Origin of the sequence: Saccharothrix sabaoui (assembly GCF_051756985.1) — a bacterium.
Classification (GTDB): Bacteria; Actinomycetota; Actinomycetes; order Mycobacteriales; family Pseudonocardiaceae; genus Actinosynnema.
In genome coordinates this window covers 44113-58836 of record NZ_JBPKJK010000001.1, presented here as the reverse complement: position 1 = coordinate 58836, position 14724 = coordinate 44113, and the positions used below count along the sequence as shown (strand labels likewise).

Annotated in this window: 13 protein-coding genes; 4 read left to right on the top strand and 9 right to left on the bottom strand. The window is 73.9% G+C overall.

The window, feature by feature from the left end:
* Positions 1-19 precede the first annotated feature (19 nt).
* Together ACR807_RS00135 and ACR807_RS00130 are read left to right on the top strand one after the other, a co-directional pair.
* A complete protein-coding gene (locus tag ACR807_RS00135; protein ID WP_438919067.1) occupies positions 20-2074 on the top strand; it encodes a bifunctional aldolase/short-chain dehydrogenase in 2055 nt (684 codons plus the stop codon).
* Positions 2074-3519, top strand: coding sequence for a rhamnulokinase (locus ACR807_RS00130; protein WP_438919066.1), 1446 nt, complete (start codon positions 2074-2076; stop codon positions 3517-3519). Before ACR807_RS00135 ends, ACR807_RS00130 begins: the two co-directional genes overlap by 1 nt.
* A gap of 6 nt (positions 3520-3525) precedes the next feature.
* Here ACR807_RS00130 and ACR807_RS00125 read toward each other — a convergent pair whose 3' ends face one another.
* From ACR807_RS00125 to ACR807_RS00100, 6 genes are read right to left on the bottom strand one after another with little or no spacing between them, the layout of a single operon-like run.
* Positions 3526-4194: a hypothetical protein gene (locus tag ACR807_RS00125; RefSeq protein WP_438919065.1), complete on the bottom strand. Its 669-nt coding sequence runs from the start codon at positions 4192-4194 to the stop codon at positions 3526-3528.
* Positions 4191-5081, bottom strand: a complete 891-nt coding sequence (locus ACR807_RS00120; protein WP_438919064.1) for a carbohydrate ABC transporter permease — start codon at positions 5079-5081, stop codon at positions 4191-4193. Before ACR807_RS00120 ends, ACR807_RS00125 begins: the two co-directional genes overlap by 4 nt.
* Positions 5078-6010 (bottom strand): carbohydrate ABC transporter permease, encoded by a 933-nt coding sequence (locus ACR807_RS00115; RefSeq protein ID WP_438919063.1) that lies wholly within the window; start codon positions 6008-6010, stop codon positions 5078-5080. The genes ACR807_RS00120 and ACR807_RS00115 overlap by 4 nt, the downstream gene beginning before the upstream one ends.
* A gap of 5 nt (positions 6011-6015) precedes the next feature.
* Positions 6016-7308: an ABC transporter substrate-binding protein gene (locus ACR807_RS00110; protein ID WP_438919062.1), complete on the bottom strand. Its 1293-nt coding sequence runs from the start codon at positions 7306-7308 to the stop codon at positions 6016-6018.
* A gap of 25 nt (positions 7309-7333) precedes the next feature.
* Positions 7334-9319, bottom strand: a complete 1986-nt coding sequence (locus tag ACR807_RS00105; RefSeq protein WP_438919061.1) for a DUF2264 domain-containing protein — start codon at positions 9317-9319, stop codon at positions 7334-7336.
* Positions 9316-10335, bottom strand: coding sequence for a hydroxyacid dehydrogenase (locus tag ACR807_RS00100; RefSeq protein WP_438919060.1), 1020 nt, complete (start codon positions 10333-10335; stop codon positions 9316-9318). The genes ACR807_RS00105 and ACR807_RS00100 overlap by 4 nt, the downstream gene beginning before the upstream one ends.
* A gap of 131 nt (positions 10336-10466) precedes the next feature.
* Here ACR807_RS00100 and ACR807_RS00095 point away from each other — a divergent pair, with 131 nt between their 5' ends.
* Together ACR807_RS00095 and ACR807_RS00090 are read left to right on the top strand one after the other, a co-directional pair.
* Positions 10467-11570, top strand: a complete 1104-nt coding sequence (locus ACR807_RS00095; protein WP_438919059.1) for a substrate-binding domain-containing protein — start codon at positions 10467-10469, stop codon at positions 11568-11570.
* A gap of 125 nt (positions 11571-11695) precedes the next feature.
* Positions 11696-12265 (top strand): hypothetical protein, encoded by a 570-nt coding sequence (locus ACR807_RS00090; protein WP_438919058.1) that lies wholly within the window; start codon positions 11696-11698, stop codon positions 12263-12265.
* 32 nt (positions 12266-12297) lie between these two features.
* Here ACR807_RS00090 and ACR807_RS00085 read toward each other — a convergent pair whose 3' ends face one another.
* From ACR807_RS00085 to ACR807_RS00075, 3 genes are read right to left on the bottom strand one after another with little or no spacing between them, the layout of a single operon-like run.
* The gene (locus ACR807_RS00085) at positions 12298-13035 is read right to left on the bottom strand and encodes a thioesterase II family protein (RefSeq protein WP_438919057.1); all 738 of its coding nucleotides are present in this window, start codon (positions 13033-13035) and stop codon (positions 12298-12300) included.
* Complete coding sequence (locus ACR807_RS00080) at positions 13032-13763, bottom strand: ABC transporter permease (RefSeq protein ID WP_438919056.1); 732 nt, start codon at positions 13761-13763, stop codon at positions 13032-13034. Before ACR807_RS00080 ends, ACR807_RS00085 begins: the two co-directional genes overlap by 4 nt.
* The gene (locus ACR807_RS00075) at positions 13750-14703 is read right to left on the bottom strand and encodes an ABC transporter ATP-binding protein (protein WP_438919055.1); all 954 of its coding nucleotides are present in this window, start codon (positions 14701-14703) and stop codon (positions 13750-13752) included. The genes ACR807_RS00080 and ACR807_RS00075 overlap by 14 nt, the downstream gene beginning before the upstream one ends.
* Positions 14704-14724 lie beyond the last annotated feature (21 nt).

The window sequence follows — 14724 nt, the reverse complement described above, 5'->3', positions numbered from 1 at the left end:
CCCCGAGGAGCTCCACCGCATGACCGACAACACGACCGCGCCCGACGACACCGCGGCGCGGCTGGTCGAGCGCTCGAACCGGCTGGGCGCCGACCCGCGCACCACCAACTACGCCGGGGGCAACACCTCCGCCAAGGGCACGGGGACCGACCCGGTGACCGGCGGGCCGGTCGACCTGCTGTGGGTGAAGGGCTCGGGCGGCGACCTGGGCACGCTCACCACCGACGGGCTGGCCGTGCTGCGCCTGGACCGGCTGCGCGCGCTGGCGGGCGCCTACCCCGGCGTGGACCGCGAGGACGAGATGGTCGCCGCGTTCGACCACTGCCTGCACGGCAGGGGCGGTGCCGCGCCGTCGATCGACACCGCCATGCACGGCCTGGTCGACGCGCCGCACGTCGACCACCTGCACCCGGACTCCGGCATCGCGCTGGCCACCGCCGCCGACGGCGAGGAGCTGACCGGGCGGTGCTTCGGCGGCCGGGTCGTCTGGGTGCCGTGGCGGCGTCCCGGTTTCCAGCTGGGCCTGGACATCGCGGAGGTCGCGCGGGCCAACCCGGACGCGATCGGCTGCGTCCTGGGCGGGCACGGCATCACCGCGTGGGGCGCCACCTCCGAGGAGTGCGAGGCCAACTCGCTGGAGATCATCCGCACGGCGGAGGAGTTCCTGGCCGAGCACGGGAGCCCGGAGCCGTTCGGCGCGGTCGTGCCGGGCAACGAGCCGCTGCCCGAGGCCGAGCGCCGGGCCAGGGCCGCCGCGATCCTGCCGACCGTGCGCGGCCTGGCCTCCACCGACCACCCGCAGGTGGGGCACTACACCGACTCCGACGTGGTGCTGGACTTCCTGTCCCAGGAGAAGCTCGGGGCGCTCGCCGGGCTGGGCACGTCGTGCCCCGACCACTTCCTGCGCACCAAGGTCAAGCCGCTGGTGGTCGACCTGCCCGGCACGGCCACCGTCGAGGAGGTGGTGGCGCGGCTCAAGGAGCTGCACGCCGCCTACCGCGAGGACTACCGCGCCTACTACGAGCGGCACGCCGACGCCGACTCGCCGGCGATGCGCGGCGCGGACCCGGCGATCGTGCTGGTGCCCGGCGTGGGCATGTTCTCCTTCGGCCGCACCAAGCAGACCGCGCGGGTCGCGGGCGAGTTCTACGTCAACGCCGTCAACGTCATGCGCGGCGCGGAGTCGGTGTCGACCTACCGGCCGATCCCGGAGTCGGAGAAGTTCCGCATCGAGTACTGGGAGCTGGAGGAGGCGAAGCTGCGGCGGATGCCGAAGCCGAAGCCGCTGGCCGCGCGGGTCGCGCTGGTGACGGGCGCGGCCTCGGGCATCGGCCGGGCCATCGCCGAGCGGCTGGCCGCCGAGGGCGCGTGCGTGGTCGTGGCCGACCTGGACGCGGCGAGGGCGGCCGAGGTCGCCGCCGCGATCGGGAACGCCGACGTGGCGATCGGCGTGGGCGCGGACGTGTCCGACGAGGACGCGGTCGAGCGGGCGTTCGCCGAGGCCGTGCTCGCCTTCGGCGGCGTGGACCTGGTGGTGAACAACGCCGGGCTGTCGATCTCCAAGCCGCTGCTGGAGACCACCGTGCGCGACTGGGACCTCCAGCACGACGTGATGGCGAAGGGCTCGTTCCTGGTGTCGCGGGCCGCCGCGCGGGTGATGGTCGAGCAGGGCACGGGCGGCGACGTCGTCTACATCTCCAGCAAGAACGGCGTGTTCGCCGGGCCCAACAACGTCGCCTACGGCGCGACCAAGGCCGACCAGGCCCACCAGGTCCGCCTGCTGGCCGCCGAACTGGGCCCGCACGGCATCCGCGTCAACGGCGTCAACCCGGACGGCGTGGTGCGCGGCTCGGGCATCTTCGCCGGCGGTTGGGGCGCGCAGCGGGCGGCCGTCTACGGGGTGAAGGAGGAGGAGCTGGGCGCCTACTACGCCAAGCGCACCCTGCTGGGCCGCGAGGTGCTGCCCGAGCACGTCGCCGCCGCGGTGTTCGCGCTGACCGGCGGCGACCTGTCCCAGACCACCGGGCTGCACGTCCCGGTCGACTCCGGCGTCGCCGCCGCCTTCCTGCGCTGATGGACGGGGGTGCGGTCCGGGTCGCGGCGGTCGACCTCGGCGCGTCCAGCGGGCGCGTCATGGCCTTCGACGTGGCGCCCGACCGGGTCACGTCCACCGAGGTGCACCGGTTCCCCAACGGGCCGGTGCGCCTCGGCGGCACGCTGCACTGGGACGTGCTGGGCCTGTACCGGGGCGTGCTGGACGGGCTGCGGGCGGCCGGCCCGGCGCTGGACGCGGTGGGCGTCGACTCGTGGGCGGTGGACTACGGCCTGCTCGACGCCACCGGGGCGCTGCTGGGCAACCCGGTGCACTACCGGGACGGCCGCACCGACGGGGTGCCCGAGGCCGTGCACGCGCGTGTCCCGGCGGCCGAGCTGTACGGCGTCACCGGCTTGCAGGTGCTGCCGTTCAACACCGTGTACCAGCTCGCCGCGGCCTCGGGGACGCCGCAGCTGGCGGTGGCGCACCAGCTGCTGCTGATCCCCGACCTCCTCGGCCACTGGCTGACCGGGGCGCGGGTCGCGGAGGTCACCAACGCCTCCACCACCGGCCTGCTCGACGCGCGGTCCCGGACGTGGTCGGCGCACCTGATGACGCGGCTGGGCCTCGACGCCGGGCTGTTCCCGCCCCTGGTGGAGCCGGGCGCGGTGGTCGGCGAGCTGCTGCCGCACGTGCTGGCCGGCACCGGCCTGACCGGGCCGGTGCCGGTGGTGGCGGTCGGGTCGCACGACACCGCGTCCGCCGTGGTCGGGGTGCCGGCCGCCGGGCCCGGCTTCGCCTACGTGGCCACCGGGACGTGGTCGCTGGTGGGGGTGGAGCTGGACGCGCCGGTGCTGACCGGGGCGGGCCGCCGGGCCAACTTCTCCAACGAGCTGGGCGTCGACGGCACGGTGCGCTACCTGCGCAACGTGATGGGCCTGTGGCTGCTCCAGGAGTGCCTGCGCGAGTGGGGCGACCCGGAGCTGGGTCCCCTGCTGGCCGCCGCGGCCGGCGAACCCGCCCTGGCCGCCGTGGTCGACGCGGGCGACCCGGCGTTCATCCCGCCCGGGGACATGCCGGCCCGCATCGCCGCGGCGTGCGCCCGGACCGGACAGGAACCGCCGCGCACGCCCGCCGCCGTGGTGCGTTGCGTGCTCGACAGCCTCGCCCTGGCCCACCGCCGCGCCGTGCGGCAGGCCGCCGAGCTGTCCGGCACCCCGGTCGAGGTGGTCCACGTCGTCGGCGGCGGCGCGCGCAACGCACTGCTGTGCCGGCTGACGGCGGACGCCTGCGGCCTGCCCGTCCTGGCCGGCCCGGTCGAGGCGGCGGCGTTCGGCAACGCCCTGGTCCAGGCCCGCGCGCTCGGCGTCGTCACGGGCGGGCTCACCGAGCTGCGCGAGCTGGTGCGCGCCTCCACCGACGTGGTCCGCTACGAGCCGACCGGCTCCCCCGCCGCGTGGGACGAGGCGGAGGGCCGCCTCTGAGGCGGGTCACCGCGCGCGGCCGGCGAGCAGGGCCCGGGTGTTGGCGAACACCACGTACAGCAGCGGGGCGCAGGCCACCAGCAGGCCCGCTACGGGTTGGAGCAGCACGGCGAGCGCGGCCAGGCCCAGCACTGCCGCGTTGACCGCGGCCAGGTACCAGCGGCGGGCCACCAGGACCAGGCACGGCCACAGCAGGTCGCGCAGCCGGGCGGTCCCGGTGGACGCGGCCACGAGCACCGCCACCACCGTGCCCACGACGAGCACGGCCGCGGTGGCGAACAGCGGCACGACCGCCGGCCCCCACGCCGTGCGCGACACGACGACCGCGTCCACCCCGAGCACGACCAGCAGGGCCGCGCCGCCGTACCACGCCGCCAGCGCGCGCCCGGCGGCCCGCCGGTAGGCGGCGGCGAACGGCCGCCACACCGCGCCGTCGTCGAGCGCGGCGAAGCAGCCGAACACCCCGGCCAGCGCCGGGGCGCAGCACCCGGACAGCACGGCGAAGAACGGCCACGACGCCACCGGGTCGCGCACGACCGCCAGCGCCAGCAGCAGCGGCGAGCAGGCGAGCGCGAGCAGGACGTTCGCCACCAGGGCCGCGTGGACGAGCCCGAACACCCTCTCGTAGGTCTGCTGGGAGGCCGGGCGCAGCAGCCGGGCGACCACCGCGCTCACCCCTTCAGCCCGGTCGTGGCGATGCCGCGGATGAAGTACCGCTGGCCCAGCAGGAACACCGCGAGGATCGGCAGCACCGACAGCACCGCGCCGGTCATGATCATGGCGTACTCGGCGTCGTACTGGCCGACGAACGAGCGCAGTCCCAGTTGGACGGTCCACAGGTCGTTGCTCGTCAGGTAGATGAACGGCCCCATGTAGTCGTTCCAGGTGTTGACGAACGTCAGCAGCGCCAGGCTCGCCAGCGCGGGCCTGGACAGCGGCAGCACGATCCGCCGGTAGATGCCGTACTCGCTCAGGCCGTCGATCCGCGCGGCCTCGCACAGCTCGTCGGGGATGGACGCGTAGTACTGGCGCATCAGGAACACGCCGAACGCGCCGAACGCCTGGAGCAGGATGATCGACCAGTAGGTGTTCGTCAGCTCCAGCCGCTGCATCATGATGTACTGCGGCACCATGTACGCCTGCCACGGCACGGCGATCGTGGCGATGTAGGCCAGGAACAGCGCGTCGCGGCCGGGGAACCGCACCTTGGCGAACCCGTAGGCGGCGAAGCTGCCGGTCAGCACCTGGAGCGCGGTGATCGACACCGACAGCAGCAGCGAGTTGCCGAGGTAGGCCGCCAGCGGGACGCGGTCCCAGATCTCGACGAAGTTCGACCAGCGCAGCTCGTCGGGTATCCACTGGACGGGCACGGTGAACACCTCGTTGTCGCGCTTGAGCGAGGCGGACACCATCCAGGCGAACGGCACGAGCACCAGCAGGGCGACGGCGGTCAGCGCGGCGTAGGCCACGACCGGGCGGAGCAGGCCGGGACGGCGCCGGGGCCCCGCCCGCGGCGGGTCGACCGGGTGGGCGGCGGGCGGCGCCGGGTGCAGCGCGGTCATCGGGCGTTCCTCCGCTCGTTGAACCGGAACTGGGCGACGGTGACGGTCAGCACGACGACGAACAGCACCAGCGCGATGGCCGACGAGTAGCCGAAGTGGCCCTGGACGATGCCCTCCCGGTACACGAGCTGGGCGAGCACCAGCGTGCTGCGGCCCGGACCGCCGTCGGTCATCACGACGATCAGGTCGAGCACCTTGAAGCTCTGGATGGTCAGCATCACCAGCACGAAGAACGTCGTCGGCCGCAGGCACGGCAGGGTGATGTGCCGGAACCGGTGCCACGCGTTCGCGCCGTCGACCCGCGCCGCCTCGTAGTACTCCTCCGGGATGGCCTGGAGGCCCGCGAGGTAGAGCACCATGTAGTAGCCCATGTCCCGCCACACGCTGGTCACGATCACCGCGGGCATCGCCCAGTCCGTGCTGGCCACCCAGCCCGGCGGGTCGTCGACGCCGAGCGCGCCGAGGAACTGGTTGACCGGCCCGGACGTGGGGTTGAACAGCATGTTCCACACCACCGCCACGGCCACCAGCGACGTGACGTAGGGGAAGAACGCCGCCGTGCGGAAGAAGCCGACGCCGCGGAGCTTGCCGTTGAGCACGACCGCCAGGCCGAGCGCGGCGACCAGCGTGAGCGGGATGTGCCCGGCCGCGTAGTACAGCGTGTTGCCCAGGGCGACCCGGACGTTCTCGTCCTCCAGCATTTCGGCGAAGTTGTCCAGGCCGACCCACTCGGGTGCCCGGTAGGAGTCCCACTCGGTGAACGCCAGGGCGAACGCCGCGAGCACCGGCACGAGGGTGAACAGGGCGAAGCCGAGGAAGTTCGGCAGGATGAAGCTCCACCCGACGAGGGCGTCGCGCCGCGCGCGCCGCCGCCGGGCCGGGGTGCGGGGCGGCACGACCGGTGCCCGCCGCGTCGCTGCGTCGGCCACGCGCGTCAGTCGACGACGTCGCGGACGCGGTCGCGCATGGACCGGATGCCGTCCTCGACCGACTTGTCACCCACCATGATCAGCTCGTGCTCCTCCTCCAGGATCGCGTCCACGTCGGAGGTGTGCTCGCTGACCGGCATCTCCAGGGCGATCTCGTCGGGCTTCAGTGCCTTGGCGGTCAGCTCGTCGGTGGGCATCCCCTCCAGCGAGGCGTACCGCCGGGTGATCTCGGGGCTCTGGAGGGCGGGCACGACGCCGACCCCGGTGATGGCCTCGGCGCCCTCCGCGCTCGCGGCGAACTCGACGAACCGGCGCGCGGTGGCGCTGTGCCGGGCGTTCCCGTTGACCGCGAACGCGGTCGGCGACCCGAACGTGGTGACGCCGGACGCGCCGGGCCGCTGCGGCAGGGGCGCCAGGCCCCACTCCACCCGGGTGTCGCCCTTGGCCTTCGCGGCGAGGACGCCCGCCACGTACCAGGTGCCCATGGGCATCATCGCGGTCTTGCCGCTCTCGAACGCGGTGCGGTAGCTCGCCTGCTGCGAGGTGGCGGTGCCGAAGTCGAGCGCGGCCCCGGCGCCCTGGACGTCCAGCGCGGTGCGGTACTGGTCGGCGAAGAACCCGAAGTCGCCGTTGACCTGGTCGCCGCCGGTCTGCGCCGCCGCGACGGCCTGCACGACCGAGCGCCACGTGTGGTGGTAGGTGCCGTGGACCTTGTCCGCGCCCTCGCCGCCGGTCAGCTCCTTGGCCAGCTCGGCGTACCGGTCCCAGGTCAGGTTCTCCGGGTGGGGCACGCCGGCCTGGTCGAAGAGGGTCTTGTTGTAGTAGAGCACCCAGAAGTCGTGCCGGTAGGGCAGGGCGAAGAACCTGCCGTCCACGTCGAACGCGTCCAGGCCGGCGAGGGCGGCGGCGTCCTTGCCGCGCGCGGCGTCGGTGAGGTCGGCGAGCTGGCCGCGACCGGCGTAGCGGGCGTAGTCGGTGACGTTCTTCATGGTGATCACGTCGGTCTCGTCGCCGCCGGCGAGCATCGTCGTGACCTTCTCGGGGTAGTCGTCGGCGAGGATGTCGACCGGCTCCACCGTCACGTCGGGGTTGGCCCGCTCGAAGGCGTCGAACAGCGCCTGGAACTCGGGCGTGCCGGCGAGGTTCCACACCGACACGCTCAGCGTGACCGGTCCGCTCTCGTCGACCGCGCCCCCGGAGCCGCAGCCGGTCGCGGCGAGCGACAGCGCCGCGAGGACGGTCAGCACGCCGCGGAACCGGCCGCGCCGGTTCCCGGGTCGGAGTGTTCTCGGAGTCACCGTTGATCCCCTCTCCTGTGCTTGGTCAGTCGTGCGGCAGGTCGACCGCGGTGGGGGTCCCGTCGGGCCAGCGGACCACCACCCGGCCGGCTCGCGGGTCGAGCGCGACGTCCGGGGCGTCGCCGGGGAGCGCGTCGCCGTGCAGCCCGATCGCGGCGACCACCCACCGGCCGGGTGCCACGGGGCCCTCGGCGAACGGCGTGGCGGTGTGCGGTCCGAGCGGGCCGGCGTCGTCCTCGCGGTGCACGCCGACGCGGTAGAGGCCGTGGGCCGCGACGACCACCGAGCGCAGGCCGCCGGCACGCGCTTCGGCGCGGTCGGGTGCGGTGGCCGTGACCGGGCCGGTAGTGGCGGGGTCGGTGGCGGGGTTGGTCGCGGCGGGGCCGGTCGTGGTCGGGGCGGTCGTGGTCGGGGCGGTCGCCAGTGGCCAGCCGCCGAGGCGCAGGGAGGTCGCGTCCAGGGGCACGCCGGGCAGCGGGTCGACGCGCGCGCACCGCACCTCCCACGCGCCGCGCACGGCGGACAGCGTCGTGACCAGGGCGACGTCGCGCGCCGTGCCCCGGCGTCCGGAGCCGTGGTCGCGCTGGCCCGGGTCCGGGTCCAGCCGGTGCGCGCGGGCGACCGAGGCGCCGACCAGGACGTCCCCGGCGTCCCGCACGAACAGCGTGCGCATCCCCGCCCGGTGGGTGGCGGCACCCGCCTCGTCCAGCAGCACCACCGACTGGTCCACCGGCGAGGTCCAGGCCCGCTCCGACAGCAGCGGGGCCGTGGCGGTCGAGTAGCCCAGGCGGGCGTAGAGCGGGGAGTCGCCGGCGGACGAGCCCTCGACCTCGTGGTCGGTGCCGTGGTTGACCACCCGGACGACGCCGTCGGCGCGGGTGGCCGAGACCAGCCAGCCCGGCGCGGCGGCGACCCACGTCCGGTCGCCCCGCTCGACGGGCAGCGGCTCCTCGACCGCCGTCCACACCGGGTGGTCGGCCGGGAGCGCCAGGCCGAGCAGCCCCTTGGCCGCCCAGTACGGCGAGGACGGCCCCGAGTAGTCCTGCGCCAGCCGCGGCCACTCGTGGTGCCAGCCCAGCGTGAGCAGGCCGCGGTGGTCGGGCGCGCCCCGGTCGGCGAAGTGCGCGACGATCCCGGACGCGGCGCGGCGCAGCAGGCCGGGCCCGGTGGAGGTGACGCCCGCCAGCGCGCCCACCCACAGCGGCGCCGCCGCCGCGAACCGGTAGACGAGGCTGCGGCCCTGGACCAGCGGCCCGCCGTCCGCGCCGATCAGCCGCACGTGGTCGGTCAGGTAGCGGTCCAGCCTGGCCGTGTCGAGCGCGGTCCGGTCGGCGAGGTCGGCGGCGCCGCGCATCCGCGCCCACAGCACCGGGTACAGGTGCAGCGCCCAGCCGCCGTAGTGGTCGAACGAGCGCTCGTCGCCGTCGGCGAACCAGCCGCCGCCCCGGTGGAACGAGTCGTGCGCGGCCAGGTCGGCCTCGACGTCCTCGGCCCGCCACGGCCCGCCGACCGACCGCAGGAAGGTCTCCACGACGACCCGGAACCACACCCAGTTGCAGCGCGGGTAGGTGTCGTCGCCGACCACGGCGGACAGGTAGTCGACGACGCGGTCGCGCACGGCGTCGTCCAGGCGGTCCCACAGCCACGGCCGCGTCAGGTCCAGGACCAGGGCGATGGACGCGGCCTCGACCTTGGCCTGCGCGTGCTCCTCCGGGCGCGGCCAGCGCTCGGCGGAGGCCGGGTCGGTGCCCGCCGCCAGCCCCTCGGCGTACCAGCCGGCGAGGCCGAGCGGGTCGCGGCCGTCCTCGCCGGCGAGCCGGAAGCCCGCCGCGAGGAACGTGCGGGCGAAGCCCTCCAGCCCGTCCACGTCCGCGCCGTAGCCGCCCGCCGGGCCGGGTGGCGCGATGCGGGCGCGGTGCGGCGAGGCGTGCGGGCGGACGGCGAGCAGCAGCCGGTCGGCCAGCGCGGCCCAGTGCTCCCGGGTCCAGCCGGTGATCGGCGAGGCGTTCACGCGCTCATCCCGAACGTGTCGGGCGTGACGGCGGCGCGCGGCGGCAGGCCGGTCAGGTGGCGTTCCAGCTCGTCGATCGCGCTGTCGCTCATCCGCCGGGCCTCCGGGCCGAGCGACCCCGCGACGTGCGGGGTGATCATCACGTTGGGCAGGTCGTAGAGCACCGAGTCGGCGGGCAGCGGTTCGGGGTCGGTGACGTCGAGGATCGCGTCGAGCCGGCCGGCGGCGCACTCGCGCTCCAGGGCGGCGGTGTCCACGACCGCGCCGCGCGCGGTGTTCACGACCGTCGCGCCGTCGCGCAGCAGCGCCAGTTCGGCGGCCCCGATCAGGTGGTGGGTGGAGCGCAGGGCGGGCACGTGCAGGCTCAGCACGTCGCTGGCGCGCAGCAGGTCGGGCAGCTCGACCAGCCGCGCGCCGGCGGCGGCCACCCGGACCGGGTCGGCGTAGGGGTCGGCCACCAGGACGCGCACGTCGAGCGTGCGCAGCCGGTCCACCACGCGGCGGCCGACGCGGGAGAAGCCGACGACGCCGATGGTGCGGTCCCGGTTGGACAGCTCGCCGCGCGCGGTGGCGTAGGACCAGTCGTCGCGGTGCCGGCGGGCGTCCTGGGCGAGGAAGGGCGCCTTCTTGCCGGCGAAGACGATCGCGGCGAGGGTGAACTCGGCGACCGGGATGGCGTTCTCGTCGGCGGCGTTGGTGACCAGGATGCGCCGCCGCCACACCTCGTCGGTGACGAACGGGCGGACCGTGCCGGCGCAGTGGAAGACCGCGCGCAGCTCCGGGGCGGCGGCGAGGCGCTCGGCGGTCAGCGGCGGGCAGCCCCACGAGGTCAGCAGGACGTCGACGTCGCGCAGCCTGCGGCGCACGGCGGGCGAGTCGAGCTCGGCGGTGCAGGTCGGGTCGCCCAGGTCGACGAGCCGGGCGAGCCGGTCCAGCTGCGGTCGCTGGAACTGGGAGCGGAAGTGCTCCGGTGCCATGACCAGGAGCGCCTGCGGTCGTCGTGGTCGGTCGGTCACGAGGAATCCTCCTCAGCCGGCACGCGCGGGCAATCCGATCGATCATGTGTGCTCGGAGTTGAACAAGTCAAGACCGGATTTGTTCGGTTATGATCAGTTCGATCATCACGGCGGAGCGTGGAGGCAAGCGCGTGACGACCCCCGAACCGCCGGCCCCGCTGCCCTCGGAGCGGCGCGCCCGGCTCGTCGAACTGCTGCGCAGGCGCGGCACCGTGCGCGTGCGCGACCTCGCCGACGAGCTGGACGTCTCGGCGATCACCGTGCGCCGCGACATCACCCTGCTCGCCGGGGAGGGCCTGGTCCGGCGCGTCCGCGGCGGCGCGGCGAGCGCGCCCACCGCGGCGAACGGCGTGCCGCGCGTCGCCGAGCCCCTCGCGGCCGACCCCCGGACCCGGCTCACCGTCGGCATGGTCGTGCCGTCGCTGGACTACTACTGGCCGGACGTGGTCAGGGGCGTGCGCGAGGCGGCAGCCGGGGCGGACGTGCGGGTCGTGCTGCGCGGCGCCACCTACGAGGCCGCCGACGAGCGCCGCCAACTCGCCCGGCTGGTGGAGGCGGTCGGCGTGGACGGCCTGCTGGTGGCACCCACCACCACCGGCGACGAGGGCGAGGCCCTGGTGCGCTGGCTGCGGTCGGTCGACGTGCCGGTGGTGCTGATCGAGCGCACGCCCGCCGACAGCCACCGCGAGCCGGTCGAGTCCGTGGTCAGCGACCACCCGCGCGGTGCCGCGATGGCCGTGCGGCACCTGGCCGAGCGCGGCCACCGCCGGATCGGCGTGAGCACCACCGTGACCAGCCCGACCTCGCCGCACGTCCGGCGGGGCTGGCGGGAGGCGTGCGAGCAGCTCGGGCTGCCGGTGGAGGGCGTGCCGGACGTCGGCACGGTGGACCGGCGCGACACCGCCTGGCCCGCCGCCCTCGACGACCTGCTCGACGCGTGCGTCGCGTCCGGCACGACGGCGCTGCTCGTGCACTCCGACCCGGAGGCGATCTCGCTGGTGGAGCGCTGCCAGGAACGCGGGATCGGGGTGCCGGGGGACCTGGCCGTCGTCACCTACGACGACGAGGTGGCCGAGCTGTCCGACCCGCCGCTGACCGCGGTCCGGCCGCCGAAGGCCGCCGTGGGGCGCGCCGCCGTGGCGCTGCTGGCCGCGCGGCTGCGCGACCCCGACCCGGACCGACCGGCGCACCGGGTCGTGGTCGAGCCGAGGTTGATCGTGCGCTCCTCGTCCTGACCGGCACCGATCAGGACCGATCACCCGGTTCACCCTCCCGGTACGGCCACGCCGTCGGCGGTGCCGCGGGCCGGTGACGTAGGGTTCGCGAGCAACCCTCGCTTTGACCCGTGACTGGAGTGCCCGTGGCCAGGTCCGCCGCCGTTGACGCGCAACGACTCGACCGCGAGGCGCACGAGCTGTTCAAGCAGCTCGGCGTGGTCCCGACGACGGGCCAGGACAAGGACGGCCGCACGATCACCATCACGCCCGGTGAGCGGTTCACCGAGATCAACCGCCGGGCGCGGCTCATCGCCGTGAGCGACACCCTCGCCCAGGCCGTCGCCCACCTCCTGACCACCCGGGGCGTGCGGGCCGAGGTGGACCAGGTCCGGGTGGACCCGGCCGCCGAGGGCGACGAGCAGGTCATGGCCCTGCGGGTGACCGCGGCCGGCGCCGACGCGGTGATCCCCCTCCGCCCGGCCACCACCCGGCTCCGCGCCTACCCGCCCGCGCCGGACATCGACCTGACCGGCCACACCCCGCTGGCCGAGTTCGACCTGGCCCCGGGCGCGGACGGCTGGGTGACGGCGGACGCCATCGCCGACGCCCTCCTCCCCCACCTGGCCGGGGCGGCGGCCCCCGCCGATACGGCACCCGCCGACGCCGCGCCCGCCGACGCGACGCTCGCCGACGCGGCACCCGTCACGGCCTGAGGCGGGCCGCGCCGACCGCGCGCCGGCCCGCGTCAGGTGGTCGCGGCCGCCCTCCGCTGCCACAGCAGCTGGATCTTCGACCCCATGAGCGCGGCCATCTCCGGCCTGCGCTCGTCGATGAAGAAGTGCCCGCCGTCGAACTCGGTGGTGTCCACGCGGTGCTCGGTGTAGCGCTGCCACCCGTCCGTGACGACCCGGTCGTCACGGCCCTCCATCAGCACGACCGGGCACCGCAGCCGCTCGAACGCCGACTCCTCGTAGCCCCCCAGCAGCCTCAGGTCCGCCGCGATGACCGGGGCGAAGTAGTCCATGAAGTCCCGGTCGGCGAGGTTCTCCTCGCCGAGCCCGCCGTAGTCGCGCAGGACCTGCTTGAGGCCTTCCGGCGTGTCGAGGTCGGCCACCGCCCCGAACCTGCTGTCGCACGGCGCGGCCGACCCGGAGCTGAAGAACACCAGCGGCGGGTTGTCCAGGCGTTCCTGGCAGAGCTTGGCGACCTCGTAGCCGACGACGCTGCCCATGCTGTGCCCCCAGATGGCGTACGTCCCCCGGAAGGAGTCGACCAGCTCCGTGAAGATGTCCCGGGCGAGCAGGCGCAGCGACGACGGCATCGGCGTGGTCGTCCGCTGCTCGCGCAGCGGGTACCGGGCGATCCGGACGTCGATGCCGTCGCCGAACGCGGTCTTCCACTTGCTGTAGTACAGCGACCCCGCGCCCGCGTGCGGGAAGCACACGAGCGGGAGCCCGCCGTCCAGGACGCCCACCGGCCTCACGCCCTTTCCAGGAACCGCACGGCGCCGAAGAAGCCGACCACGGTCCACGCGCCGAGGATGATGTAGCTGATCGGCTGCGCCTCGAACGTCGTGTGGGCCAACGACGCCCTCATCACCTCCGCCATGTGGTAGATCGGCAACACCTCGTGCACGGCCTGGACCCAGCCGGGCAGCCGCTCGATCGGGAAGTTGATCGGCGAGAACATCAGCGAGATGAACGCGATCAGCTGCGACAGCGCCATCGCCGGCTCGGCCGGGATGACGAACGAGTAGCCGTAGCCGATGGCGAAGCAGGACAGCACCATGAGCACGAACGCGGGGATGATCGTCCACGAGATCGCGTAGCCGGGCTCGAAGATCAGGTGCGCGACGAAGACCGAGATGGCGATGGCCGGGACGGTCACCATCGCCCAGATGCCGACGTCGGCGATCAGGAACAGCTTGCGGCTCACCGGCAGCGACTTCACGAAGTCCATGTAGCCGGTCATCTTCGCGCCCGCGTTCTGCATGGGCACGGTCACCAGGGCCGTCATGATCAGCACGATCGTCGGCGCGCCGGTCGCCAGGTACAGCATGCCGCCGCCCTCCGGCGACGCCATGAGGTAGGAGAAGCCGATCGCCACGCCGAGGGCGATCACGACCATGATGATCGAGAAGACGACCAGGTAGCTGCCCTGCTTGCGGGCCTGGAGTTCGATCACGTACTTGAGCTTGCTACCGGTGGGCACCTTCGACCGCTCCCCTGGTTCCGACGAGTTCGATGTACATGTCTTCGAGGGTGATCTCGGTGAGGGAGTACTCCGCCAGCAGGCCGCGGTCGCGCTGCTCGGCGGCCCACTTCAGGGCGTCGGAGGCGAGTTCGCGCTCGAACGTGAGGGTCAGCTCCGCGTGCGAGACCTTCAGGTTCTCGCCCCACGCGGGCTTCTCGAACTGCTCCTCGGACGCCTTGGCGACGGCTTCCAGCTTCATCAGGTTGCCGGCCGCCTCGCCCCTGATCCGGCGCGCGTTGCCCTGCTTGAGCACCTTGCCCTCGTTGAGCACGGCCATGGTGTCGACCGTGTTCTCGGCCTCCCGGATGTTGTGCGTCACCACCACGACGGCCGTGCCGTCCTTGGCCAGGTCGCGGATCGCGCTCCACAGGAAGCGCCGGCGGACCGGGTCGACGTCGTTCGTCGGCTCGTCCAGGATCACCGCGCGACCGGGCGCGACGGCGGCCATGCAGAACCCGGTGAGGCGCAGGACGCCGCCGGAGAGCTTGGTGCCCTGCACGTCCGCCCACTGCATGATGTCGAGCTTCTCGAACAGCTCCGTCGTGCGCCGGTCCACCTCCTCGGGGCTGATGCCGCGGAGCTGGCCCATGACGCGGGTGACCGACCGGGGGGTCAGCTCACCGAGCGGCGTCTTGGACTGGGGCTGCACCGAGCAGAGGTAGCGCCCCAGGTTCCGGTTCTTCACGATGTCCTGGCCGGCGATGACGATCGACCCCGAGTCGGGCTTGAGCAGCCCGAGCAGTTGGTTCACGATCGTCGTCTTGCCCGCGCCGTTGTGGCCGAACAGGCCGAACACCTCGCCCTCGTCGACGTGCAGGCTCACGTCGTCGTTGGCCAGTGTCCGACGACCCCTGGACTTGTACGATTTCGTTACGTGGTCCAACTCGATCACAGCCATTGTCAACCTCCTTCGAAAAAT

Coding starts and splice junctions, on each gene's coding strand:
- ACR807_RS00130 (WP_438919066.1), top strand. CDS start 2,074: ATGGACGGGGGTGCGGTCCGGGTCGCGGCGGTCGACCTCGGCGCGTCC.
- ACR807_RS00135 (WP_438919067.1), top strand. CDS start 20: ATGACCGACAACACGACCGCGCCCGACGACACCGCGGCGCGGCTGGTC.
- ACR807_RS00120 (WP_438919064.1), bottom strand. CDS start 5,081: ATGACCGCGCTGCACCCGGCGCCGCCCGCCGCCCACCCGGTCGACCCG.
- ACR807_RS00075 (WP_438919055.1), bottom strand. CDS start 14,703: ATGGCTGTGATCGAGTTGGACCACGTAACGAAATCGTACAAGTCCAGG.